Origin of the sequence: Pseudomonas chlororaphis (assembly GCA_001023535.1) — a bacterium.
Taxonomy (GTDB): domain Bacteria; phylum Pseudomonadota; class Gammaproteobacteria; order Pseudomonadales; family Pseudomonadaceae; genus Aquipseudomonas; species Aquipseudomonas chlororaphis_E.
This window is the reverse complement of sequence record CP011020.1, coordinates 3,532,216-3,558,773: the sequence shown is the minus strand read 5'-3', so window position 1 is coordinate 3,558,773 and position 26,558 is coordinate 3,532,216. Positions and strand designations below refer to the sequence as shown.

Below are 26,558 nucleotides of genomic sequence, written 5' to 3'. Positions count from 1 at the left end.
GAAACCTCATGACCGACGCGTTCGAACTCCCCAGCACCCTGGCCCATGCCCTCCAGCGCCGCGCCGCGTTGACGCCGGACCGGGTGGCCCTGCGCTTCCTTGCCGATACCCCGGAGCAGGGTGTGGTGTTGAGTTATCGCGACCTGGATGTGCGTGCCCGAACCATCGCCGCCGCCTTGCAGGCCGAGGCAGCGTTCGGCGAACGTGCGGTGCTGTTGTTCCCCAGCGGCCCGGATTACGTCGCGGCGTTCTTTGGTTGCCTGTACGCCGGCGTGATCGCGGTGCCGGCCTATCCACCGGAGTCCGCGCGCCGTCATCACCAGGAGCGCCTGCTGTCGATCATCGCCGACGCCGAGCCGCGCCTGTTGCTCACCAGCAGTGATTTGCGCGAGCCCTTGCAAGCCCTCGAATCGGCGCCGCCGGTGCTGTGCGTCGATACGTTGCAGCCTGGGCTCGCCGAGCAATGGCTGCCACCCACGTTGCAGGACGATGACATCGCTTTCCTGCAATACACCTCCGGCTCCACCGCCTTGCCCAAGGGCGTGCAGGTCAGCCACGGCAACCTGGTGGCCAACGAGCTGTTGATCCGCCAGGGTTTCGGCATCGACCTGAACCCCGATGACGTCATCGTCAGCTGGCTGCCGCTGTACCACGACATGGGCCTGATTGGTGGGCTGTTGCAGCCGGTTTTCAGTGGTGTGCCGTGCGTACTGATGTCGCCTGGCTACTTCCTGGCCCGGCCCCTGCGCTGGCTCGAAGCGATCAGCGAGTACGGTGGCACCATCAGCGGTGGCCCGGACTTCGCCTACCGGCTGTGCAGCGAGCGGGTCAGTGAGGCGGCCCTGGAGCGTCTCGACCTGAGCGGTTGGCGCGTGGCCTATTCGGGGTCCGAGCCGATTCGCCTCGATACACTGCAACGCTTCGCTGAAAAGTTCGCCCCGTGCGGCTTCACCGAGGCCAGTTTCATGGCCTCCTATGGTTTGGCGGAAGCCACCCTGTTCGTGGCCGGCACGCCGCGTCGCCAAGGCATTCCTTCGCTACGGGTGGACGACGCGGCACTGGCGCTCAACCGTGTCGAGCCGGGGCAGGGCAGTGCGGTGATGAGTTGCGGTGTCAGCCAGCCGGGCCATGCCGTGCTGATCGTCGAACCCACCACGTTACAGGTGCGCGAAGACAACCAGGTCGGCGAAGTCTGGGCCGCCGGGCCCAGCATCGCCCACGGCTACTGGCGCAATCGCGAAGCCAGCGCCCAGACGTTCGTCCAGCACGCCGGTCGCACCTGGCTGCGCACCGGCGACCTGGGCTTCCTGCGCGGCGGCGAGCTGTTCATCACCGGTCGCCTGAAGGACTTGCTCATCGTGCGCGGGCACAACCTGTATCCCCAGGACATCGAGCAAGCCGTCGAGCGCGAGGTCGAGGCGGTGCGCAAAGGCCGGGTGGCAGCGTTCGCGGTCGATGACCACGGTGAGGAAGGCATTGGCATTGCCGTGGAAATCAGCCGCAGCGTGCAGAAACTCCTGGCGCCCGACACCTTGATCAAGGCCATTCGCCAAGCCGTGGCGGAGGCCTGCCAGCAAGCCCCGAGCGTGGTGGCGCTGCTCAACCCCGGCGCCTTGCCCAAGACGTCCAGCGGCAAGTTGCAGCGCTCGGCCTGCCGTGCCCGGTTGGCGGACGGCAGCCTCGACAGCTATGCGCGGTTTCCGTCGCAGGCCACGGAGGCGGTCGCCGAGGCCGGGCCGTCAACGTCCCTGCAAACGCGGATCGGCCAGCTCTGGTGCGAGCAGTTGCAGGTCGAACAGGTCCAGGCCGACGATCATTTCTTCCTGCTGGGCGGCAACTCCATCGCCGCGACCCAGGTGATTGCACGGTTGGGTGAAGCCCTGGGAATGGCACTGAACCTGCGGTTGCTGTTCGAGGCCCCGACCCTGGCCGCCTTCACCGCCGCGGTGGCCAGCCTGCCCTCGGCCAATGGTCGGGCCCAGGACCCCATCGGCACCTTGGCGCGCCACCACGCGCTGCCGCAGTCCCTGGCGCAGAACCGTTTGTGGATCACCTGGCAGCTCGATCCCGCGAGCAGCGCCTACAACATTCCCGGCGCCTTGCACCTGCGCGGTGAGCTGGATGAAGACGCCGTGCGTGGCAGCTTCCAGCACCTGATCGAGCGCCACGAATCGTTGCGCACGCGGTTCCTGGAACGTGACGGCGTCGCGCTGCAACAGATTGATCCGGCGGTGGAGTTCAACGTGCCGGTATTCGACCTGCGCGACCTGCCGAGGGACGCGCGCGACGCCCGCGCACGCCAGATCCGGGAGGAAGAAGCCAGCACCCCGTTCGACTTGGAAAAGGGCCCGTTGCTGCGGGTCCGCCTGGTGCGTCTGGACGACGAGGACCACCACCTGCTGGTGACGCTGCACCACATCATCGCCGACGGCTGGTCGATGAACATCCTGGTCGATGAGTTCTCGCGGCTGTACGCGGCGGCCTGCCAGGGGCAGGTTGCCGCGTTGGCGCCGCTGCCGTTGCAGTACGCCGACTACGGCAACTGGCAGCGCCAGTGGCTCGCCGAGGGCGAGGCCGAACGCCAATTGACCTACTGGCGGCAGCAACTGGGCGATGAGCACCCGACTCTTGCGCTGAGCACGGATCATCCCCGCCGCGCCCACTCTCGGCGCAGTGCCGCGCGGCATGGCTTGCGCCTGGAAAAGGCCCTGAGCGACGCAGTACGGCAAACGGCCCTGGCCCACGACGCGACGCCATTCATGTTGTTGCTGGCGGTTTTCCAGGTCCTGCTGCAGCGTTACACCGGCCAGGCCGACATCCGCATCGGCGTGCCCAATGCCAACCGGCCACGCCTGGAAACCCAGGGTCTGGTCGGCTTCTTCATCAACACCCAGGTGCTGCGCGGACAGGTGGATTCGCGGCAGCCGTTCGCCGCGTTGCTGGGCCAGGCGCGGGAGGCCACCCTGGGCGCCCAGGCCCACCAGGACCTGCCGTTCGAGCAACTGCTGGAAGCGTTTCCCCAGGCTCGGGAGCAGGGTCTGTTCCAGGTGATGTTCAACCATCAGCAACGCGACCTGGGCGCCTTGCGTCGCCTGCCGGGGCTGCTGGCCGATGAGTTGCCGTGGCACAGTCGCGAAGCCAAGTTCGACCTGCAATTGCACAGCGAAGAGGATCGCCACGGCCGGCTGACGCTGTCGTTCGACTACGCCGACGACCTGTTCGAGGCCTCGACCATCGCTCGCCTGGCCGAGCATTACGGCAACCTGTTGCGCGCGGTCTGTGCCGATGCGCAACAAGCCATCGGCGAACTGCCGTTGCTCGGCGCCGATGAATACGCCCAGCAACGGCAGTGGAGCGCGGCGCCGTGCGCGCCGGCCAGCCAGTGGTTGCCGGAGCTGTTGAACGAACAGGCCCGGCGCACGCCGCAGCACACAGCGTTGCTGTGGGACGGCGGTCGCCTGGACTTCGCCGAGCTGCACACCCAGGCCAATCGACTGGCGCACTACCTGCGCGACAAAGGCGTTGGCCCGGATGTCTGCGTGGCGATTGCCGCCGAGCGTTCGCCGCAGTTGCTCGTCGGCGTGCTGGCGATCATCAAGGCCGGCGGTGCCTATGTGCCGCTGGATGCCGATTACCCGGCCGAGCGCCTGGCCTACATGCTTGAGGACAGTGGTGTCGAACTGCTGCTGACCCAGAGCGCCTTGCTCGATCGTTTGCCCGCCTGCGCGGGCGTCAGCGTCATCGCCCTGGACGCCCTGCACCTGGAGCAATGGCCGAGCAACCCACCGGGCCTGCACCTGCATGGCGATCACCTGGCCTACGTGATCTACACCTCCGGCTCCACCGGCCAGCCCAAGGGCGTGGGCAACACTCACGCGGCCCTGGCGGAGCGCCTGCAATGGATGCAGGCCACCTATGGGCTGGATGAAACCGATGTGCTGATGCAAAAAGCGCCGATCAGCTTCGACGTGTCGGTGTGGGAATGCTTCTGGCCGCTGCTCACCGGCAGCCAATTGGTGCTTGCCGGCCCGGGGGAACACCGCGACCCGCACCGCATCGCCCAACTGGTGCAACAGTTTGGCGTGACCACGCTGCACTTCGTGCCGCCGCTGCTCAGCCTGTTCATCGACGAACCGCTGAGCACCCGTTGCACCAGCCTGCGTCGCGTCTTTTGCGGTGGCGAAGCCTTGTCGGCCGAGCTGCGCAACCGGGTGCTGGCGCACCTGCCGGCTGCGCAATTGCACAATCGCTACGGCCCGACTGAAACAGCCATCAACGTCACCCACTGGCACTGCACCGAGGCCGATGGCGAGCACTCGCCGATCGGTCGGCCACTGGGCAACGTGCTGTGCCGCATCCTCGATGACGAACTCAATCCCGTGCCGGCCGGTGTGCCGGGCGAATTGTGCATCGGTGGCCTGGGATTGGCCCGTGGTTACCTTGCCCGTCCCGGCCTGAGCGCCGAGCGCTTTGTCGCCGACCCGCTGGGCGAGGCGGGCACGCGGCTGTACCGCACCGGCGACCGGGCGCGCTGGAACGCCGAGGGCGTGATCGAGTACCTGGGTCGCCTCGACCAACAGGTCAAGCTACGAGGCTTTCGCGTCGAGCCCCAGGAAGTCGAAGCGCGGCTGTTGGCCCAGGCCGGTGTCGCCCAGGCTGCGGTGTTGGTGCGGGACACCTCGGTGGGCCCGCAACTGATCGGCTACTACACCGCCCCCGATGTCTCCGAAGACCAGGATGCCATCCACGCCCGGCTCAAGGCCGCCCTGGCCGCCGAGTTGCCGGACTACATGGTGCCGGCCCAACTGCTGCGCCTGGACGCCATGCCCCTGGGCCCGAGCGGCAAGCTCGACCGGCGCGCCTTGCCCGAGCCGCACTGGCAGGTGCGCGAACACGTCGAGCCGACCAGCGCCCTCGAACAACAGATCGCCGGAATCTGGCGCGACGTCCTGGGGCTTGCACGGATTGGCCTGCGGGATGATTTCTTTGCCTTGGGCGGCCATTCGCTGCTGGCGACCCAGATCATCTCCCGCACCCGCCAGGCCTGCGACGTCGAGCTGCCGTTGCGGGCCCTGTTCGAGGCCAGCGAGGTGGGGGCCTTCGCCGAGCAGGTGCGCTTGATCCAGGCCAGTGGCCAGACCAACCGCCAGCCCCCCATCGAGCAGGTCGACCGCGGCCAACCGGTGCCGCTGTCCTATTCCCAGCAACGCATGTGGTTCCTCTGGCAGATGGAACCGGACAGCCCGGCCTACAACGTCGGCGGCATGGCGCGCCTGCGCGGGGTGCTCGACGTCGGGCGCTTCGAGGCGGCGTTGCAGGCGTTGATCCTGCGCCACGAAACCTTGCGCACCACCTTCCCGAGCATCGACGGGGTTGCCCGGCAACAGGTGCACGCCGAGACAGGCCTGCGCATGGACTGGAAGGACTTCTCGACCCTGGCCGCCGACGTCCGTGAACAACGCGTGCAACAACTGGCGGACAGCGAGGCCCACCGGCCTTTCGACCTGGAAACCGGGCCATTGCTGCGCGCCTGCCTGGTCAAGACCGGCGAGCGTGAACATTACCTGGTGCTGACCCTGCACCACATCGTCACCGAAGGCTGGGCGATGGACATTTTCGCCCGCGAATTGAGCGCGTTGTACGAAGCGTTTGTCGATGACCGCGAGTCGCCCCTGGAGCCCTTGCCGGTACAGTACCTGGACTACAGCGTCTGGCAGCGCCAGTGGCTGGAGTCCGGCGAGCGGCAACGCCAACTGGACTACTGGACCGCGCAACTGGGCGACGAACACCCGCTGCTGGAGTTGCCCGGCGATCGTCCGCGCCCACCAGTGCAAAGCCATCGCGGCGAGCTGTTTCGTTTCGACCTCAGCGATGACCTGGCGGCGCGGGTGCGTGCCTTCAATGCCGAACACGGCCTGACCCTGTTCATGACCATGACCGCCGCCCTCGCGGTGCTGCTCTACCGCTACAGCGGCCAGACCGACTTGCGCATCGGCGCGCCGGTGGCCAACCGCATTCGCCCGGAAAGCGAAGGGCTGATCGGCGCATTCCTCAACACCCAGGTGCTGCGCTGCCAACTCGACGGGCAGATGACCGTGAGCGAGTTGTTCGAGCAGGTGCGGCACACGGTGATCGAAGGCCAGTCTCACCAGGACTTGCCGTTCGATCACTTGGTCGAAGCCCTGCAACCGCCACGCAGCGCCGCCTACAACCCGCTGTTCCAGGTGATGTGCAACGTGCAGCGCTGGGAGTTCCAGCAGCGCCGCACGTTGGCCGGGATGAGCGTCGAATACCTGGCCAACGACGCCCGGGCCACCAAGTTCGACCTCAACCTGGAGGTCACCGACCTCGATCATCGCCTGGGTTGCTGCCTGACCTACAGCACCGACCTGTTCGACGAGCCGCGCATCGCCCGCATGGCCGGGCACTGGCGCAATCTGCTGGAGGCGCTGCTGGCCGACCCGGCCCGGTGCCTGGGTGAACTGCCGCTGCTGGCCGCCGAGGAACAGCAACAGTTGCTCGACAGCCTCGGGGTCGAACCCGGTGAACATCGTCTGGACCAGTGCCTCCACGGGTTGTTCGACAAACAGGTCCAGGCCCGTCCCGAAGCGCCGGCCCTGACCTTCGCCGAGCAGACCCTGAGCTACGGCGAGCTGGACCGCCGCGCCAATCGCCTGGCCTGGGTGCTGCGTGAGCGCGGCGTCGGGCCGCAGGTGCGGGTGGGCCTGGCGCTGGAGCGTTCGCTGGAGATGGTCATCGGCCTGTTGGCGATCCTCAAGGCGGGCGGTGCCTACGTGCCGCTGGATCCGGAGTATCCGCTGGACCGCTTGCACTACATGATCGAGGACAGCGGCGTCGGCTTGCTGCTCAGTGACCGGGCCCTGTTCCAGGCCCTCGGTCCGTTGCCCGACGGCGTGGCGTGCTGGTGCCTGGAAGACGACAGCCCGGCGCTGGCGCAATACCCGGACCAGGCGCCGCCGTCGAACACCTTGCCGCAGCACCCGGCCTACCTGATCTACACCTCTGGTTCCACCGGCCAGCCCAAGGGCGTGGTGGTGTCCCACGGGGAAATCGCCATGCACTGCCAGGCCGTGATCCAACGCTTCGGCATGCGCCCGGACGATTGCGAGCTGCATTTCTATTCAATCAACTTCGACGCCGCCACCGAGCGCCTGCTGGTGCCGCTGCTCAGCGGTGCCCAGGTGGTCTTGCGGGCCCAGGGGCAGTGGGACGCCGAGGGCATCTGCGGGTTGATTCGCGCGCATCGGGTCAACGTCCTCGGCTTCACCCCCAGCTATGGCAGCCAGTTGGCGCAATGGCTGGCGAGCCACGGGCAAACCCTGCCGGTGCGCATGTGCATCACCGGTGGCGAAGCGCTGACGGGGGAGCACCTGCAACGGATCCGGGCGGCATTCAGCCCGAGCCTGTTCTTCAACGCCTACGGCCCGACCGAAACCGTGGTGATGCCGTTGGCGAGCCTGGCGCCGGAGCGATTGGAGGAGGGCGTTGCGAGCGTGCCGATCGGCAGCGTGGTCGGCGCGCGGGTGGCCTACATCCTCGACGCGCACCTGGCACTGGTGCCCCAGGGCGTCACGGGCGAGTTGTATGTGGGCGGTGCGGGGCTGGCCCAGGGGTATCACCAGCGTCCGGGCTTGACCGCCGAGCGCTTCGTCGCCGACCCGTTCGCCACTGCTGGCGGGCGCCTGTACCGCACCGGCGACCTCGTGCGCCAGTGCGCCGATGGCCAGGTGGAGTACCTCGGGCGGATCGACCACCAGGTGAAGGTCCGGGGGTTCCGCATCGAACTGGGGGAAATCGAAACCCGCCTGCTGGAACACCCGGCGATTCGCGAAGCGGTGGTGCTCGCCCTTGACCTGCCAGGAGGCAAGCAACTGGCGGCCTATCTGGTGAGCGATATCGCCGAACAGGACGCCGGGCAACAGGCGGCATTGCGCGAAGCCTTGCGCAGCCAGCTCAAGGCACAACTGCCGGACTACATGGTGCCCACGCACTTGATCCTGCTGGCGAACATGCCACTGACCGCCAACGGCAAGCTCGACCGCCGCGCCTTGCCGGCGCCGGACCCGGAGCTCAACCGCCAGCACTATGTGGCGCCGGCCAGTGCCCTGGAGCAGACCCTGGCGACGATCTGGGGCGAGGTGCTGAACGTCGCGCAGGTCGGCCTCAACGACAACTTCTTCGAACTGGGCGGCGATTCGATCCTGTCCATCCAGGTCGTCAGTCGCGCCCGGCAGCAGGGCATTCATTTCACGCCCCGGGACTTGTTCCAGCACCAGACCGTGCAGACCCTGGCGGCCGTGGCCAGTCATGTCGAGCAGGTGCGCGCCGAGCAGGGCCTGGTGAGCGGTGAGTCGGCGCTGACGCCGATCCAGCATTGGTTCTTCGAAACGCCGATGCCGAACCGTCATCACTGGAACCAGGCGCTGTTGCTGGAACCGACCAGCGCCCTCGACCCGCAGTGCCTGGAGCAGGCGCTGCGCAGCGTAGTGGAACAGCACGATGCCTTGCGCCTGGGCTTCGACGCCACCACCGGACACTGGCGCGCCGCACACCAGCCGCTGGCCGAGGCGCGGTGGCTGGAGTCTGTCCAGGTCACGTCCCTGGAAGCCTGCGAGAGCTTGTTCGCCGAAACGCAGCGCAGTCTGGAGCTGCCCACCGGGCCGTTGCTACGCACGCTGTTGGCGCAGTTGCCCGAAGGCCGGCAACGGCTGTTGATCGTCATCCATCATCTGGTGGTTGACGGTGTGTCGTGGCGGGTGCTGATGGACGATCTGCAAACCGCCTACCGCCAGCTGGCCGCCGGCCAGGCGCCGCAGTTGCCGGCCAAGACCAGCCCGTTTCGTGACTGGGCGGCGCGCCTGCAGGCTTACGCCGGCAGCGAATCCCTGCGCGAAGAATTGGACGGCTGGCGAGAACGCTTGAGTGGCCCGGCGCAGGCGCTGCCGTGCGCGCACCCTGACGGCGGTCGCCTGGAGCGTCACGCGCAAACCGTCAGCGTGCACCTGGACCGCGAGCTGACCCGGCAACTGCTGCAACAGGCGCCGAGTGCCTACCGCACCCAGGTCAATGATCTGTTGCTCACGGCGTTGAGCCGGGTGCTGTGCCGTTGGAGCGGCCATGAGTCGGTGCTGGTCCAGCTCGAAGGGCACGGCCGCGAAGCGCTGTTCGATGACCTCGACCTGACCCGCACCGTGGGCTGGTTCACCAACGTCTACCCGCTGCGCCTGCGCCCCGAGGTCAACGACCTGGGGGCCTCGATCAAGGCCATCAAGGAACAGCTGCGCGCCGTGCCCCACAAAGGTCTCGGCCATGGCGTGCTGCGCTACCTGGCCGACGAGGCCTCGCGCGAGGCCATGGCCGTCTTGCCGCGAGCGTCGATCACCTTCAACTACCTGGGCCAGCTCGACCAGACCCTGGGCCACGACGCACTGTTCCGAGCGCTGGACGCACCCCTGGGGGCGATCCACGACGCCGACGCGCCGCTGCCCAACGAACTGAGCGTCGACAGCCAGGTCAGCGGTGGCGAGTTGGTGGTGCGCTGGACCTACAGCCGCGAACGCCACGACGAACACGCGATCGCCCACCTGGCCGAGGCCTACCTCGATGAGCTGCGGCAACTGATCGCCCATTGCCTCTCGGATGAAGCGGGCGGCCTGACGCCCTCGGATTTCCCCCTGGCGAAACTGACCCAGGGCCAGCTCGACAGCCTGCCGGTTCCCGCCGCGCAGATCGAGGATGTCTACCCGCTGACGCCGATGCAGGAAGGCATGTTGCTGCACACCTTGCTGGAACCAGGCACCGGCCTGTACTACATGCAGGACCGTTACCGCATCAACAGCGAACTCGACCCGCAGCGTTTTGCCCAGGCCTGGCGAGCGGTCATCGCCCGGCACGAAGCCCTGCGCGCCTCGTTCTGCTGGAACGTGGGCGAAGACATGCTGCAAATCATCCACAAGCCCGGTCGCACGCCGGTGGATTACCTCGATTGGAGCGAGGTGTCGCCAGACCAGCAGGAAGCCAGGCTGCAAACCTTGCTCAAGGACGAGCGCGAGGCCGGTTTCGATCTGTTGAACCAGGCGCCGTTCCACTTGCGCCTGATCCGGGTCGGCGCGGCGCGCTACTGGTTCATGATGAGCAACCACCACATCCTCATCGATGCCTGGTGCCGTTCGCTGCTGATGGACGATTTTTTCGAGCTCTACACGGCCCTCGGTGAGGGCCGCGAACCCCGGCTCGCCGTGCCGCCGCGCTACCGCGACTACATCGGTTGGTTGCAGCACCAGAGCCTGGCCGAGGCCCGGCAGTGGTGGCAGCGCAACCTGCAAGGCTTCGAGCGGACCACACCGATCCCCGCCGACCGGCCGTTCCTGCGCGAACACGCCGGTGACAGCGGCGGCATGATCGTCGGCGACTGCTACACTCGCCTCGATGTCCGGGACGGTGCGCGCCTGCGGGAACTGGCCCAGGCCCATCAACTGACGGTCAACACCTTTGCCCAGGGCGCGTGGGCCCTGGTGCTACGGCGTGTGAGCGGCGACCGCGACGTGCTGTTCGGCGTCACCGTGGCCGGGCGTCCGGTGGAACTGCCGCAGATGCAGCGCACCGTGGGCCTGTTCATCAACAGCGTCGCCTTGCGGGTGCAGATGCCCGAGGACCATCAGCCGTGCAGTGTGCGCCAGTGGCTCGGCGGCCTGCTGGACAGCAACATGCAGTTGCGTGAGTACGAATACCTGCCGTTGGTGAGCATCCAGGAGGCCAGCGAGCTGCCCAAGGGCCAGCCGCTGTTCGACAGCCTGTTCGTGTTCGAGAACGCGCCGGTGGAGGTCTCGGTACTGGACCGCGCCCAGAGTCTCAACGCCACCTCGGACTCGGGCCGCACCCACACCAACTTCCCGCTGACCGCGGTTTGCTATCCGGGGGATGACCTGGGTCTGCACCTTTCCTACGACCAGCGCTACTTCAACGAATCCACCGTCCAGGGCTTGCTGGCGGAGTTCAAGCGCCTGTTGCTGGCCTTGATGGACGGGTTCCACGGGGACATGGCCGAGCTGCCGCTGATTGGCGCCCAGGAACGGGACTTGCTGGTGCATGGCTGCAACCGGAGCGAGCGGGCCTACCCGCTGGAACACAGCTACGTCGAACTGTTCGAAGCCCAGGTGGCGACCCATCCGCAGCGCATCGCCGTCAGTTGCCTGGACGTGACGCACACCTATGCGCAACTGAACGCCCGCAGCAATCGCCTCGGCCATGCGCTGGTGGCCGCCGGCGTTGGTTTCGACCAGCCGGTGGCGTTGCTGGCCGAGCGGGACGCGGACCTGTTGGGCATGATCATCGGCAGCTTCAAGGCTGGCGCCGGCTATCTGCCCCTGGACCCGGGCCTGCCGAGCCAGCGCCTGGAGCGGATCATCGAGCTGAGCCGCACGCCGTTGCTGGTGTGCAGTCAGGCCTGCCGCGCCCAGGCGTTGGCCCTGCTGGACGCATTCGCTTGTTCCGGGCGGCCGAAGCTGTTGGTGTGGGAAGAGGTGCAGGCCAGCGCTGCGTCGGTGCAAAACCCTGGCATCTACAGCGGGCCGCAACACCTGGCCTACGTCATCTACACCTCCGGCTCCACCGGATTGCCCAAGGGCGTGATGGTGGAACAACGGGGTATGCTCAACAACCAGCTCAGCAAGGTGCCGTACCTGGCGTTGAGCGAAGCCGACGTGATCGCCCAGACGGCGTCCCAGAGCTTCGACATTTCGGTGTGGCAGTTCCTCGCCGGGCCGCTGTTCGGCGCGCGGGTGGACATCGTGCCCAATGCCATCGCCCATGACCCGCAAGGCTTGCTGCAACACGTGCAGCACAAGGGCATCACAGTGCTGGAAAGCGTGCCGTCGTTGATCCAGGGCATGCTCGCCCAGGAGCGCATCGGCCTGGATGGCCTGCGCTGGATGCTGCCCACCGGCGAGGCGATGCCACCGGAGCTGGCCCACCAATGGCTGTTGCGCTACCCGGCCATCGGGTTGGTGAACGCCTACGGTCCGGCGGAGTGCTCCGATGACGTGGCGTTCTTCCGCGTGGACCTGGCCTCGACCCGTGGCACCTACCTGCCGATCGGCACGCCCACCGACAACAACCGCTTGTACCTGCTCGACGGCGCGCTGGACCTGGTGCCGTTGGGCGCCGTCGGCGAGTTGTGCGTGGCTGGCACCGGGGTGGGGCGCGGGTATGTCAGCGATCCTTTGCGCACCGCGCCGGTGTTCGTGCCGAATCCGTTCGGGGCGCCGGGAGAGCGGCTGTACCGCACCGGCGACCTGGCCCGGCGGCGCCCTGACGGGGTGTTGGAGTACGTCGGGCGCATCGACCATCAGGTGAAGGTGCGCGGCTATCGCATCGAACTGGGGGAAATCGAGGCGCGTCTGCACGAACAACCCGAGCTGCGCGACGCGGCGGTGGGTGTGCAGGAAGGCGTCCATGGCAAGCATTTGGTGGGTTACCTGGTGGCCGCCGATTCGGCGCTGAGCCCCAGCGAGCGCCTGGAGCGCATCCAGCAGCGGCTGCGGGCCGAACTGCCGGAGTACATGGTGCCGCTGCACTGGCTGTGGCTCGAGCGCCTGCCGCTCAACGCCAACGGCAAGCTCGACCGCAAGGCCTTGCCGGCCCTGGAGATCGGCCAGTTGCAAAGCCAGGACTACCAGGCGGCCGGCAATGAACTGGAGCAGACCCTGGCGGACATCTGGGCCGAGGTGCTGAAGGTCGAGAGGGTGGGGGTACGCGACAACTTCTTCGAGTTGGGCGGGCATTCGCTGCTGGCGACGCAAATCGCTTCACGGGTGCAAAAGGCCCTGCAACGCGAGGTGCCGCTGCGGGCGATGTTCGAATGCAGCACGGTGCAAGCGCTGGCCCGTTACATCGAGGGGCTGGCGGCCAGTGAAATCACCGGGGAGAAGGTGGATCGGCTGAACGACTTGATGGCCGAGCTGGAGGGGCTGTAGGGCGGCGGTGGCGGTGAGGGCCTCTTCGCGAGCAAGCCCGCTCCCCCTCCAGGCTTGTGAACACTGAGCCCCTGTGGGAGCGGGCTTGCTCGCGAAGGCGGTCGTGCGTGATGCGCCGCAACCCGAGGTTGACGCCTCGCCTTGCACGGCCCAGTCTCTCCAGGCCTTTTTCATTCATACAAGGAGGTCGCCGATGCCTTTTGCAACCGTTGACGGACAACCGCTTCATTACCTGGATCAGGGCCATGGCCCGGTGGTGCTGCTGGGCAGCAGCTATTTGTGGGACCACACCATGTGGGCGCCGCAGATCGAGGCGTTGTCCCGGCATTACCGGGTCATCGCCATGGACCTGTGGGGCCATGGCCAATCCGGGCGGCTGCCCGAAGGCATGACCTCGCTGGACGACCTGGCTCGCCAGGCGTTGGCCTTGATGGATCACCTGCAGGTCGACGGCTTCGACCTGGTGGGGCTGTCGGTGGGCGGGATGTGGGGCGCGCGGCTGGCGCTGGCGGCGCCGACGCGGGTCAAGTCCCTGGTACTGATGGACACCTACGTGGGCGTCGAGCCGGAGCCGACCCGCCAGTACTACTTCTCGCTGTTCGACAAGATCGAAGCCAGCGGCAGCATTCCCGAACCGCTGTTGGACATCGTCGTGCCGATCTTCTTCCGCCCTGGCATCGATCCGCAGTCCTCCTTGTACCAGCAGTTTCGTGCGACCCTGGCGGCGCTGCCGACCGAGCGCCTGCGCGACAGCATCGTGCCGCTGGGCCGGATCATTTTTGGCCGGGACGACATCCTTCCGCGCCTGACTGAACTGGACGCCGGGCGCACGTTGGTGATGTGCGGCGACCAGGACAAGCCGCGCCCGCCGTCCGAAGCGCTGGAGATGGCCGAGCGGATCGGCTGCCCCCACGTGCTGATCCCGGAGGCGGGGCATATCTCCAACCTGGAAAACCCGGAGTTCGTGACGCAGGTATTGCTGGAGTTCCTGCGCCGCTGACTGAGCTGGTCTAATAGCCCCGGACACCTCAATGGGTGAAACTACACTCATTGAGGAATATTCCATGACTAAGAAGTACAGAAAATTCGACGCCGAGTTCAAGCTGAAGGTCTGCAAGATGGTTGTTGATCAAGGTCTGAGCGTGAACTCGGTTTGTACCGATTTAGGCCTGAGCGATACCGCCGTGCGCCGCTGGGTTCAGCAGTATCAAACCGAGCAGTCGGGCGGTACGGGGATTGGCAAACCATTGACCAGCGACCAGCAGCGTATTCGCCAGCTTGAACAGCAAGTCCGCGAACTGAAGACGGATAATGACATATTAAAAAAAGCTACGGCCTTCTTTGCCCGCGAGTTGAAGTGATCCACCAGTTGGTTCACCAAGTCCAATGCAAGGCCTACCCGGTGGCGCGTATCTGCCGGGTGTTGCGGATCAGTCGTTCGGGGTTTTACGAAGCTCGTCAGCGGCGTTTGAAGCCAAAACCTGTGTGCTCGGTTTCCGCTCAGCTCAAGGCTGCCTTCGTGTCCAATGAACACTGTTATGGCAGCCGTCGTTTGGTGAAAGCGCTGCGTGACACTGGCGTCTCCGTTGGACGGAACAAGGTCCGCCGCCTGATGAAACAACAGGATTTGCGTCCGATTTGGAAGCGCAAGTTCGTTCATACCACTGACAGCAATCACAATTTTCCGGTGGCTGAGAACCTGCTCAATCGCCAGTTCAATCCCGAGCGCATCAACCAGTCGTGGGTCGCTGACATCACCTACATCCGTACCCGCAGCGGCTGGCTGTACCTGGCGGCCGTCATGGACCTGTACTCACGCAAAATCGTGGGCTGGGCCATGGCACCCCACATGCGAGCAGAGTTGGTATGCAGTGCGATGCAACTGGCCATCGCGCAGAGACAACCTGAACCGGGCTTGATCGCTCATTCGGATCGAGGCAGCCAGTATGCCGGTACGGATTACCAGAACTTGCTGACGCGACATGGAATGCGTTGCAGCATGAGTCGCAAGGGCAACTGCTGGGACAATGCGGTCATGGAGCGCTTCTTCTTGAATCTGAAGATGGAGCGTGTTTGGCGCAAGGATTACGCCAACCATGGCGAAGCGATCAAAGACATCACGGACTACATCGTGCGGTTCTATAACGGAAGGCGAATCCATTCATCCTTGGGCTATTTGCCGCCCAATCAGTATGAGCGGCAAGCAGCCTGAAAAACACCGATTGAGGTGTCCGGAAAAAATTGACCACCTCAGTTCAAACAATCTGCGCCTGGCAAATATCCCTGTGGGAGCGGGCTTGCCCGCGAAGGGGCCCGCCCGGCCAGCATCACCGGCACAGATAGACCGCTATCGCGAGCAAGCTCGCTCCCACCATTAATGGGGGATGTTCACATAATCTGCGCCTGATAAAGATCCCTGTGGGAGCGGGCTTGCCCGCGAAGGGGCCCGCCCGGCCAGCATCACCGGCACAGACAGACCGCTATCGCGAGCAAGCCCGCTCCCACAATTAATGGGGGATGTACACACAATCTGCGCCTGGCAAAGATCCCTGTGGGAGCGGGCTTGCCCGCGAAGGGGCCCGCCCGGCCAGCATCACCGGCACAGACAGACCGCTATCGCGAGCAAGCCCGCCCAGCCGACATCACTTCGGCCCGAGGATCTTCACCAGTTTGTCCGGCGAAGGCGCGCCTTGCTGTTGTTGCAGTTCGCCTTTGTCGTCGAGGTAGAAAATCGCTGGGGTCGCGGTCAGTTCCAGTTCGTCCATCAACTGCTGGTTGGCGTCCATTTTCGCCTGGATGGCCGGCGGGATGTCCTTGAGGGGCTTGAGGGCGCTGCCCTTGCCGGCCTTCTCGTGGGTCTCCAGGGCTTTCTCCGGGGCCTTGGCCGCCAGCAGTGCCGCGGCTTTGCCTGGGCTGTCCTCGCGGATGATCCCCACCATGATGTGGCGCAGTTGCACCTTGCCGGCCTTGACCCAGGGCCGCGCCTGCTCCCAGAACATGTTGCAGTACGGGCAGTTCGGGTCGCTGAACAGGTACACCGTGCGCGGCGCGTCCGGGTTACCGTCGGCGATCCAATGGCTGGCGGCCATCTTCGCCCACATAGCCTTGGCCATCGGCGCATACACCAGCTTTTGCAGCGGTTCCACGCTCAGGTCCTTGCCGTCGGCGTCATACAGGTTGCCCAGCAGCACGTGCTGGCCGTCCGGCGTCAGGTACAGGGCCATGCCTCGGTTCTGGTATTGCGCCGCGTAACCGCGCAGGCCGTCCGGGGCGTCGAAGGTGCCGATGATCTTCGCGCCCTTGGCTTCGATCTTCTTGATCGCCGCTGGCAGCTCTTCGGCCTGGAGCAGTGGTGCTTGCAGCAACGCGGCCGAAAAGCCCAGGGTCAGCAGGTGGCGGAGGCGGGGCATGGCGATTTCCTTGTGACAGGGTGGGGCGGCACGGGCGAACCCGGCGCTTCAAAATTTTCCAGGGCGCGGGCCAGGCTCGCTTCCGACAGCTCGCCTAGGTGGCTGCCCAGCAGGCGACCGTCGGCGCTGTAGAACAGCGTCGTCGGCAGGGCCATGGAGCCCACGGCCTGGCCGAGGCGACCGCTGCCGTCGAACAGCACGTTGTCCAGGCTCAAGCCCTGGGTGGCGAGGTAGGTGCTCACGCTCTGCATGCTTTCGGCCTGGTTGACGAACAGGAACGTCAGGTCCGGACGCCGCTGTTGGGCTTCTTCCAGTACCGGCATTTCACGCCGGCAGGGCGGGCACCAGGTGGCCCAGAGGTTGATCACCAGGGGGCCGCCCTGATAGTCGCCGAGCTTGACGGTCTGCCCGTCGGCGCTGCGCAGGTCGATGTCCGGCAGCCGCGTGCCCTGTTCGTAGATCGTCAGCGACAGGGACGCCACCAGCCAGAACAGCAAGCCACTGCCGACGCCGAAACCCAACGGCCGGCGCAGGGCCGGGCGCCGCCGCGCCCACAGCAATGCGCCGATTAACACCGCGACGACCCCCGGCCAGGCCAGGAAACCGCCGTCGCGCAGGTCGACGATTTGCCAGGCATCGTCCTGGTAATGGTTCCAGTAGGCGACGACAAAGCCGACCCGCGCGGCCAGCAGGCCGAGCAAAAACAGCACGAACAGCACCGACTCGGGGTTCTCGCCACCGCGCTTGGCGACCCGCCAGCCCACGAAGGTCGCCAGCGCCAAGGCGCTGATCAGCAGCAGGTGGTTAAGGGCGATGGCAAAAGTGCCGAGGGTGAGCGTGAGCATCAGCGGGCATCCCTGGTGACGTTCCAGCGTTCCAGGAAGGCCTTGGCATCGACTTCCCCGGTGATCCGCTGGCTGCGGCGTTCTTCACCGTCGGCGCCGATCCACAACAGGCTCGGCGGCCCTGGCACCTGGTAGCGGCCCAGTAACGCGCGGCTGGCGGCGTTGTCAGTGGTGACGTCCAGGCGCAGCAGGCGCACGCCGTTCAAGGCGTCCTGCACGTCGGCGCGGCCGAACACCTGTTTTTCCATGATCTTGCAGGACACGCACCAGTCGGCGTAGTAGTCCAGCAGCACCCATTGGTCTTGGGCCTTGGCCTCGTCCAATTGCTGTTGCAGGGCCGCCGGCTCACTGACCGTGACGAAGGCGTCATGGGCCTTGGCGACCGAGCCGCCCGGCGCGGTGGTGGTGTAGACCTTGAGCGGCTGGAAGAAGTCATCGCTGCCGCCCGCCGCACCGACCACCAGGACGCTGCCCCACAGGCCGAACAGCAACGAGGCGCTGCCGCAGGCATAGGCGGCGCGGCCAAAACCTTCGGTCTGGCGCCAGGCACTGTACGCGGCGATCAACAACAGCGCGCCCCACAGCCCGATCCACAGCGAGCCATCGATCACCGGGCGAATCATCAACAGGGCCGTGCCCAGGAACAGGAAGCCGAACAAGCCCTTGAGCAGGTTCATCCAGGCGCCGGGCTTGGGCAGGAAGCGATTGCCCACGGTCACCAGCAGCAACAGCGGCAGGCCAATGCCCAGGCCCATGGCAAACAGGATCAGCCCACCGTGCAGCGCATTGCCGCCCTGGGCGATGTACAACAGCGCGCCGGCCAGCGGGGCGGTCATGCACGGCCCCACCAACAGACCGGACAGTGCGCCGAGGATGCCGGCGCCCACCAGGCTGCCACCGCGGCGCTGGCGCCCGGCGTTTTCCAGGCGGTCGCGCAGGGCGGCCGGCAACTGCAACTCGAAGAAACCGAACATCGGCAGCGCCAGCAGCACGAAGATCGCCGCGAACGTGCCCAGCAGCCACGGCTGCTGCAGCAACGCCTGGAGGTTGGCGCCCAGCAACGCGGCCAATACGCCCATGGCGGCGTACACCAGGGCCATGCTGATCACGTAGCTGCCGGCCAGCGCCAGGCCGCGCCGCGGGCCGGCGCCGCTGCCCACCACCAGGCCCGCCAGAATCGGTAGCATGGGCAGGGAGCACGGGGTGAACGCCAGCAACAGTCCCAGGCCAAAGAACACCAGCAGGCTCCAGCCCAATGCCCGTTGTTGCAGGCCGCTGGCCAGGGCCTGGTCCGGCGCCTGGTTGCCGGCGGCCATAGGTGCGGCGCCGCCCAGATCGACGATTTGCGTCTGGGGTGGGTAACACAGGCCCGCGTCGGCGCAGCCCTGGAAGCCGACCTTGACCTTGCCGGTGGCACCGGCCGGGATCTTCAGTTCCAAGGCCTGGCGATAGACCTGCTGGTCGCCGAAGAACTCGTCGCTGTGGGCTTCACCCTCCGGCAGCCTGGGTTTCTGCGCCTCGGCCAGGCCGTCGAACTTGAGCCGTTGCTGGTACAGGTAGTAGCCATCGGCGATCTGCCAGAACAGCTGCGTTTCGCCGGAATCCAAGCGTTCGGAGGTGAACACGAAGGCCTTTTCCACCGGCAGGAAATCGGGTTTGGTCTCGAAGGGATTGGCGGCCTGGGCCAGGCCCGAAATCAGTAACAGCCACAACAAAAACAATCGACGCATGGATAAAGCCTTAGAACGAAGCAAGTGGAATGCACAATGGCGGCCGGCGATTAACCGTCGATTAACCCGGCGGCAACCGGGCCCCGACCGCAATGATCGCCCAAATCGGGCGGACTCGTCGCATAATGTCGGCTTAATCGGCCGGCGGCCTAATGTACCTTTTTCCACGGGGCTTACCATGCACGTACTGGTCTGCGAAGACGATGAGTTGATCGCCAGCGGCATCGTCGCCGGCCTTACGGCCCAGGGCCTGACCGTCGAGCATGTTGCCACGGCGTCGGCGGCGCGGGCGATGGTCGGCGTGGCCGAGTTCGACGTCATGGTGCTGGACCTGGGGCTGCCCGACGAGGACGGCCTGAAACTGCTCAAGCAACTGCGCCAGCAAGGCCTGGAGATCCCGGTGTTGATCCTCACCGCGCGGGACTCGGTGACCGATCGGGTCGACGGCTTGCAGGCCGGCGCCGATGACTACCTGCTCAAGCCTTTCGACCTGCGCGAACTCGCGGCGCGCCTGCACACCCTGTTGCGGCGCGTGGCGGGGCGCAGCGTCAACCTGATCGAACACGGCCGGTTGACGTACGATCCCAGCAGCCGGGAAACCTTGCTGGACGGCCAGCCGGTGGACTTGTCCCGGCGCGAGCAGTCGTTGTTGCAGGCCCTGCTGCACAGTCGCGGCCGGGTGTTGTCCACCGAGCAACTCAAGGACAGCGTCTACGGTTTCAACGACGAACTGGAGAGCAACGCCCTCAATGTCCATATCCATCACCTGCGGCGCAAGCTGGGCAACGGGATCGTCGAGACCGTGCGCGGGTTGGGTTATCGCCTGGGGCCTGCCGATGGCGGGGAGTCTTCCAAGTGATGAGCCTGCGATTGCGCCTGAGCCTGACCCTCGGCGCGGCCTTCGCCCTGATCTGGGCCCTGGCGGCGGCGTGGATGCTCAGCGACCTGCGCAACCAGATGATGTTTTCCCTCGACCAGCGCCTGGTGGCGTCGGCGCGGATGGTCGCCGGCCTGCTGGAGCAGTTGCCACCGTTGCCCAGCAAGGGCGACGGCACGCACTTCAGCGCCGAGCAGTTGAGCATCCCCGGGGGCATGGCCTGCCAGGTCAGTTCCTTGCGTGGGGAAATCCTGGCGCGCAGCCATGGCACCCCGGAGCAGGCCCTGGAAGCGGAGAAAATGGGTTTCCATGACCAGATGATCGACGGCGCGCCCTGGCGCAGCTTCACCCTGGCCCGAGGTGACGTGCGTATCACCACCGCCGACCGCCAGATCGAGCGCGAGGCCCTGAACATGTCGATCCTCCTGGCGGCCTCGGTGCCGGTGGGCGTGGCGCTGCTCGGCTGCCTGTGCCTGTTGTGGCTGGGCATCGGCCAGGGCCTGGCGCCGCTCAATCGCATGCGCGACGCGTTGATGCGGCGCAACGCCGATTCCCTGGAGCCGCTGCAGATCCATCCGCTGCCCAGCGAACTGCGGCCGCTGCTGGAGACCCAGAATCAGTTATTCCAGCGCATTGGCAAGACCCTCGAGCGCGAGCGGCGGCTGACCGGCGATGCCGCCCACGAACTGCGCAGCCCGTTGACGGCCATCAAGACCCACCTGCAGGTCGCGCGCATGACCGAAGGCGCCGCTCGCGACCAGTCGCTGGCCCGGGCCGAGGAGGGCGCCGACCGCCTGCATCGAACCCTGGAGCAGTTGCTGCTGTTGGCGCGGGTGGAGGGTAGCCTGTCGTTCGACGATGGCGTGCAGTGCAATGCCGAGCAGGTCGCGCGGTTGGCGATCCAGGACGCGGCCAGCCATGATTCCCGGCGGATCAAGCTGCAACTGGCCCCAGGGGTGTCCGAAGCGCCGGTGCAGATGCCGGCGGTGCTCTCCATCGCCGCCGTGCGCAACCTGCTGGATAACGCCTTGCGCCACACCCCCGGCGATACCGAGGTGCAGTTGAACCTGGAAATGGTCGGCCAGCGGGTTCGCTTCCAGGTGCGCGACCATGGGCCGGGCATCGCCGCCGACGACATCCAGCACCTGACCCAACGCTTCTGGCGCAACGGCCAGAGCACGGGCTGCGGGTTGGGCCTGGCGATTGTCCAGGCCATCGTCCAGCGTTGCGGCTGCGGCCTGCATTTCGACAGCCGGACGGACGGGTTGCGAGTCGAGTTGACGGTGCCGGTGCAGTCGTTGCCGGGCTGACCCCCTTACCTGGGACGAGCTTTTTCTCCACAGGCTAAATCCCGGCCTCGCTGGTGCGTTTCCACATCAGGAAACCTGCACATGTGTGCACAGCGAGGTCGAGAGATGCCAGTCGCCAACAGCCTTATCGAAGCACCACCGGCCCGGCTCAGCCCGGAGCCGGCCGAGACACTCTATCAATTCAATGAGTCGCCGCTGCTGGCCCGCCAGAGCCGCCAGGAGTCCAATGCCCGCAGCTATCCCCGGCGCCTGCCCCTGGCCCTCAAGCGTGCCCGCGGCTTGCATGTCGAAGACGTCGAGGGGCGTACGTTCATCGATTGCCTGGCCGGCGCCGGCACGCTGGCGCTGGGGCACAACCACCCGGTGGTGATCGAGGCGATCCAGCAGGTGCTGGCGGATGAATTGCCCCTGCACACCCTGGACCTGACCACGCCGGTCAAGGATCGCTTCGTCCAGGACCTGTTCGGCCTGCTGCCGGCGGCGCTGGCGGCCGAGGCGAAGATCCAGTTCTGCGGCCCCACCGGCACCGACGCGGTGGAGGCCGCCCTCAAACTGGTGCGCACCGCCACCGGACGCAGCACCGTGCTGTCGTTCCAGGGCGGTTACCACGGCATGAGCCAGGGCGCGCTGAGCCTGATGGGCAGCCTGGGGCCGAAGCGACCCCTGGGTGCCTTGCTCAGCAATGGCGTGCAGTTCATGCCGTTCCCCTACGATTACCGTTGCCCGTTCGGGCTGGGCGGCGCGCAAGGCGTGAAGGCCAACCTGCATTACTTGCACAACCTGTTGAACGACCCCGAGGCCGGGGTGCAATTGCCGGCGGCGGTGATCGTCGAAGTGGTGCAAGGCGAGGGCGGGGTCATACCGGCCGACCTCGACTGGCTGCGCGGCTTGCGGCGGATCACCGAGCAGGCCGGCGTGGCGCTGATCGTCGATGAAATCCAGAGCGGCTTCGGTCGGACCGGCAAGATGTTCGCGTTCGAGCATGCCGGGATCATCCCGGACGTGGTGGTACTGTCCAAGGCCATCGGCGGCAGCCTGCCGCTGGCGGTGGTGGTCTACCGCGACTGGCTCGACACCTGGTTGCCGGGCGCCCACGCCGGGACGTTCCGGGGTAACCAAATGGCGATGGCCGCCGGCTCGGCGGTCATGCGCTATCTGGTGGAGCATGACCTGCCGGCCCACGCGACCGCCATGGGTGAGCGCCTGAGCGAGCACCTGCGCATTCTGCAGCGCGACTTTGCGCAATTGGGTGATATCCGCGGTCGTGGCTTGATGCTTGGCGTCGAGCTGGTTGACCCCCACGGCACGCCGGACGCCCAGGGCCATCCGCCGGTGGATGGCCGCCTGGCGCCACGGGTGCAGCGCGAGTGCCTCAAGCGCGGGCTGATCCTGGAACTGGGCGGACGCCAGGGCGGCGTGGTGCGATTCCTGCCACCGCTGATCGTCACCGCGGCCGACATCGACCGGATCGCCGACATTTTCGGGCGCGCCTTGAGCGCGGCCGTCAGCGACGCCTAATTTTCATCCGGCCCCAAACGTTCCTTTCATACCCTGGCTGCGCATGCGCCGCAGTGAACCTCGAGCAAAGATGGAGAGACACCCATGACTTCAGTATTCGACCGCGAGGACATCGTCTTTCAGGTCGTGGTCAACCACGAAGAGCAGTATTCGATCTGGCCGGACTACAAGGCCGTTCCCGAAGGCTGGCGTACCGTCGGCAAGAGCGGCTTCAAGAAGGAATGCCTGGCCTACATCGAAGAAGTCTGGACCGACATGCGCCCGTTGAGCCTGCGCAAGAAAATGGAAGAACAGGGGGCTGGGGTTCATTGAGGTAGAACCTGTGGGAGCTGCTTTCCACAGGAGGAAAGCAGGGGAATACAATCCTGCAGTCATACCAGAACCCATGTGGGAGCGAGCTTGCTCGCGATTGGGAAGTGTCAGGCAACATTCATGCGGCTGACACACCGCTATCGCGAGCAAGCTCGCTCCCACAGGTTTTGGTTTCAGGCCTCTACATCACTTGAACCGCCGCTCCACCCCTTTCTCCACCAGGATCTTCGCCGATATCTCTTCCACGGAAAAATGCGTGGAATTGATATGCGGAATATTTTCCCGCCGGAACAGATTTTCCACTTCGCGCACCTCGAACTCGCACTGGGCATAGCTCGAATAGCGGCTGTTGGGCTTGCGCTCGTTGCGGATCGCGGTGAGGCGGTCCGGGTCGATGGTCAGGCCGAACAGCTTGTGCTGGTGGGCGCGCAGGGCGCTGGGCAGTTGCAGGCGCTCCATGTCCTCTTCGGTCAGCGGGTAGTTGGCCGCGCGGATGCCGAACTGCATCGCCATGTACAGGCACGTCGGCGTCTTACCACAACGCGACACGCCCACTAGGATCAGGTCGGCCTTGTCGTAATAATGCGTGCGGGCGCCGTCATCGTTGTCCAGCGCGAAGTTGACCGCCTCGATCCGCTCCATGTAGTTGGAGTTGTGCCCGATGGAATGGGACTTGCCGACCGAGTAGGAGGAGTGTTCGCTCAGTTCCTGCTCCAGGGGCGCCAGGAAGGTCGAAAAGATGTCGATCATGAAACCATTGGACGTTGCGAGAATCTCACGGATGTCCTGATTGACGATGGTGTCGAAGATGATCGGGCGGAAACCGTCGGTTTCGGCGGCTTTATTGATTTGCTGTACCATGGCCCGCGCTTTGTCGACGCTGTCGATGTACGGACGTGTCAGCTTGGTGAAGGTAATGTTTTCGAATTGCGCCAACAGGCTTTGACCTAAGGTTTCGGCCGTGATGCCGGTGCCGTCGGAGATAAAGAAAGCAGATCGTTTCATTTGCGCCTTGGGCCCTAGTGAGCTAGTGACGATTCTTGGATATGATAGGCGCGATTTGCCGGCCGCCAGTGGCCCGCATTCTCACTTATTTTCCAGGTCCAGGCCATATCGCCGGCAATCGCTCCCCTGGAGCCGTCGGTGCCTTGAGCTTTTCCAACACAGTTAGTGGAGAGATCACCTTGGTAGAGTACGTAGTTTCCCTCGATAAGCTCGGCGTCCATGATGTGGAGCATGTGGGGGGCAAGAACGCATCCCTGGGCGAGATGATCAGTAACCTCGCCGGTGCCGGCGTATCGGTGCCAGGTGGCTTCGCCACGACCGCTCAGGCTTATCGTGATTTCCTGGAACTGAGCGGCCTGAACAAGCAGATCCACGATGCGCTCGATGCCCTGGACGTCGATGACGTCAATGCCCTGGCCAAGACCGGCGCCCAGATCCGCCAGTGGATCATGGAAGCCGAGTTCCCCGAGCAACTGAACAGCGAGATCCGCACCGCTTTCGCCAAGCTGTCCGAAGGCAATCCCGACATCGCGGTCGCCGTACGTTCCTCGGCCACCGCCGAAGACCTGCCGGACGCGTCCTTTGCCGGCCAGCAGGAAACCTTCCTGAACATCCGTGGCGTGGAAAACGTCATCCGCGCCGCCAAGGAAGTCTTCGCTTCCCTCTTCAACGACCGTGCCATTTCCTACCGCGTGCACCAGGGCTTCGACCACAAGCTGGTCGCCCTGTCCGCGGGTGTGCAGCGCATGGTCCGTTCCGAAACCGGCACCGCCGGCGTGATGTTCACCCTCGACACCGAGTCGGGCTTCCGTGACGTGGTGTTCATCACCGGCGCCTACGGCCTGGGTGAAACCGTCGTACAAGGCGCGGTCAACCCGGACGAGTTCTACGTCCACAAAGGCACGCTGACTGCCGGCCGCCCGGCCATCCTGCGCCGCAACCTGGGCAGCAAGGCCATCAAGATGATCTACGGTGACGAAGCCAAGGCCGGTCGTTCGGTCAAGACCGTCGACGTGGACAAGGCTGAGCGCGCGCGTTTCTGCCTGACCGACGCCGAAGTCAGCGAGCTGGCCAAGCAGGCGATGATCATCGAGAAGCACTACAAGTGCCCGATGGACATCGAATGGGCCAAGGACGGTGACGACGGCAAGCTGTACATCGTGCAGGCCCGTCCGGAAACCGTGAAGAGCCGCACCCAGGCCAACGTCATGGAGCGCTACCTGCTCAAGGAAACCGGCACCGTGCTGGTGGAAGGCCGTGCTATCGGCCAGCGCATCGGCGCCGGCAAGGTGCGGATCATCAACGACGTCTCGGAGATGGACAAGGTTCAGGCCGGCGACGTCCTGGTGTCCGACATGACCGACCCGGACTGGGAACCGGTGATGAAGCGCGCCAGCGCCATCGTCACCAACCGCGGCGGGCGCACCTGCCACGCGGCGATCATCGCCCGTGAGCTGGGGATCCCGGCCGTGGTCGGTTGCGGCAATGCCACCCAACTGCTCAAGGACGGCCAGGGCGTGACCGTGTCCTGCGCCGAGGGCGATACCGGCTACATCTTCGAAGGTGAGCTGGGCTTCGACATCAAGAAGAACTCCGTGGACGCCATGCCGGAGCTGCCGTTCAAGATCATGATGAACGTCGGCAACCCGGACCGCGCCTTTGACTTCGCGCAGTTGCCGAACGCCGGCGTGGGCCTGGCCCGCCTGGAGTTCATCATCAACCGCATGATCGGCGTGCACCCCAAGGCGCTGCTGAACTACGACGGCCTGCCGCCCGAGATCAAGGACAGCGTCGACAAGCGCATCGCCGGCTACGACGATCCGGTCGGTTTCTACGTCGAGAAACTGGTAGAAGGCATCAGCACTCTGGCAGCGGCGTTCTACCCGAAAAAGGTCATCGTGCGCCTGTCGGACTTCAAGTCCAACGAATACGCGAACCTGATCGGCGGCAAGCTCTACGAGCCGGAAGAAGAAAACCCGATGCTGGGCTTCCGCGGCGCTTCGCGCTACATCAGCGAATCGTTCCGTGATTGCTTCGAGCTCGAGTGCCGCGCCCTCAAGCGTGTGCGCAACGAGATGGGCCTGACCAACGTCGAGATCATGGTGCCGTTCGTACGTACCCTCGGTGAAGCGAGCCAGGTGGTCGACCTGCTGGCCGAGAACGGCCTGGCCCGTGGCGACAACGGCCTGCGCGTGATCATGATGTGCGAACTGCCGTCCAACGCCATCCTGGCGGAAGAATTCCTCGAGTTCTTCGACGGTTTCTCCATCGGCTCCAACGACCTGACCCAGTTGACCCTGGGCCTGGACCGCGACTCGGGGATCATTGCGCACCTGTTCGACGAGCGGAACCCGGCGGTCAAGAAGCTGCTGGCCAACGCCATCGCCGCCTGCAACAAGGCCGGCAAGTACATCGGCATCTGCGGCCAGGGCCCTTCGGACCACCCGGACCTGGCCAAGTGGCTGATGGAACAGGGCATCGAAAGCGTTTCGTTGAACCCCGACTCCGTGCTGGAAACCTGGTTCTTCCTGGCCGAGGGGCAGGGCGCGGTCTGAT

The 26,558-nt window shown here is 65.6% G+C and carries 14 protein-coding genes; 9 read left to right on the top strand and 5 right to left on the bottom strand.

The genetic code is table 11. The features are described from left to right. Positions 1–8 precede the first annotated feature (8 nt). The 4 genes from VM99_15735 to VM99_15720 all read left to right on the top strand — a co-directional run bounded on the left by VM99_15735 (position 9) and on the right by VM99_15720 (position 15,207). The gene (locus VM99_15735) at positions 9–12,995 is read left to right on the top strand and encodes a peptide synthase (protein AKJ99447.1); all 12,987 of its coding nucleotides are present in this window, start codon (positions 9–11) and stop codon (positions 12,993–12,995) included. A 193-nt stretch (positions 12,996–13,188) separates the two neighbouring features. Next, a complete protein-coding gene (locus tag VM99_15730) occupies positions 13,189–13,995 on the top strand; it encodes a 2-succinyl-6-hydroxy-2,4-cyclohexadiene-1-carboxylate synthase (protein AKJ99446.1) in 807 nt (268 codons plus the stop codon). 64 nt (positions 13,996–14,059) lie between these two features. Further along, complete coding sequence (locus VM99_15725; protein AKJ99445.1) at positions 14,060–14,356, top strand: transposase; 297 nt, start codon at positions 14,060–14,062, stop codon at positions 14,354–14,356. Then, positions 14,353–15,207 carry an integrase gene (locus VM99_15720; GenBank protein ID AKJ99444.1) on the top strand — a complete coding sequence of 285 codons (855 nt, stop codon included), beginning with the start codon at positions 14,353–14,355 and terminating at the stop codon, positions 15,205–15,207. Before VM99_15725 ends, VM99_15720 begins: the two co-directional genes overlap by 4 nt. Before the next feature lie 430 nt (positions 15,208–15,637). Here VM99_15720 and VM99_15715 read toward each other — a convergent pair whose 3' ends face one another. Genes VM99_15715 through VM99_15705 form a run of 3 tightly spaced genes read right to left on the bottom strand, consistent with a single transcriptional unit; the run spans position 15,638 to position 18,980 of the window. Next, positions 15,638–16,405 carry a dihydroneopterin aldolase gene (locus tag VM99_15715; GenBank protein AKJ99443.1) on the bottom strand — a complete coding sequence of 256 codons (768 nt, stop codon included), beginning with the start codon at positions 16,403–16,405 and terminating at the stop codon, positions 15,638–15,640. Next, complete coding sequence (locus tag VM99_15710) at positions 16,381–17,250, bottom strand: peroxiredoxin (GenBank protein ID AKJ99442.1); 870 nt, start codon at positions 17,248–17,250, stop codon at positions 16,381–16,383. The genes VM99_15715 and VM99_15710 overlap by 25 nt, the downstream gene beginning before the upstream one ends. Then, entirely contained in the window at positions 17,250–18,980 is a 1,731-nt protein-coding gene (locus VM99_15705) for a thiol:disulfide interchange protein (GenBank protein ID AKJ99441.1), read from the bottom strand. Before VM99_15705 ends, VM99_15710 begins: the two co-directional genes overlap by 1 nt. Positions 18,981–19,158: 178 nt before the next feature. Here VM99_15705 and VM99_15700 point away from each other — a divergent pair, with 178 nt between their 5' ends. The 4 genes from VM99_15700 (at position 19,159) to VM99_15685 (ending at position 22,997) form a co-directional block, all read left to right on the top strand. Further along, positions 19,159–19,839, top strand: coding sequence for a transcriptional regulator (locus VM99_15700; protein AKJ99440.1), 681 nt, complete (start codon positions 19,159–19,161; stop codon positions 19,837–19,839). Further along, the gene (locus tag VM99_15695; GenBank protein ID AKJ99439.1) at positions 19,836–21,167 is read left to right on the top strand and encodes a histidine kinase; all 1,332 of its coding nucleotides are present in this window, start codon (positions 19,836–19,838) and stop codon (positions 21,165–21,167) included. Before VM99_15700 ends, VM99_15695 begins: the two co-directional genes overlap by 4 nt. 105 nt (positions 21,168–21,272) lie before the next feature. Beyond that, positions 21,273–22,685, top strand: a complete 1,413-nt coding sequence (locus tag VM99_15690) for a 2,4-diaminobutyrate 4-aminotransferase (GenBank protein ID AKJ99438.1) — start codon at positions 21,273–21,275, stop codon at positions 22,683–22,685. A gap of 84 nt (positions 22,686–22,769) precedes the next feature. Then, positions 22,770–22,997: an antibiotic synthesis protein MbtH gene (locus VM99_15685; GenBank protein AKJ99437.1), complete on the top strand. Its 228-nt coding sequence runs from the start codon at positions 22,770–22,772 to the stop codon at positions 22,995–22,997. A 186-nt stretch (positions 22,998–23,183) separates the two neighbouring features. On the opposite strand, the gene VM99_15680 is transcribed toward VM99_15685, so the two are convergent. Together VM99_15680 and VM99_15675 are read right to left on the bottom strand one after the other, a co-directional pair. After that, positions 23,184–24,002 (bottom strand): PEP synthetase regulatory protein, encoded by an 819-nt coding sequence (locus tag VM99_15680; protein AKJ99436.1) that lies wholly within the window; start codon positions 24,000–24,002, stop codon positions 23,184–23,186. Positions 24,003–24,016: 14 nt separating this feature from the next. After that, the gene (locus VM99_15675) at positions 24,017–24,223 is read right to left on the bottom strand and encodes a hypothetical protein (GenBank protein AKJ99435.1); all 207 of its coding nucleotides are present in this window, start codon (positions 24,221–24,223) and stop codon (positions 24,017–24,019) included. Between VM99_15675 and VM99_15670 the strand changes: the two genes are divergently transcribed. Continuing rightward, positions 24,182–26,557 carry a phosphoenolpyruvate synthase gene (locus VM99_15670; protein ID AKJ99434.1) on the top strand — a complete coding sequence of 792 codons (2,376 nt, stop codon included), beginning with the start codon at positions 24,182–24,184 and terminating at the stop codon, positions 26,555–26,557. The two genes, VM99_15675 and VM99_15670, sit on opposite strands and share 42 nt — an antisense overlap. Position 26,558 lies beyond the last annotated feature (1 nt).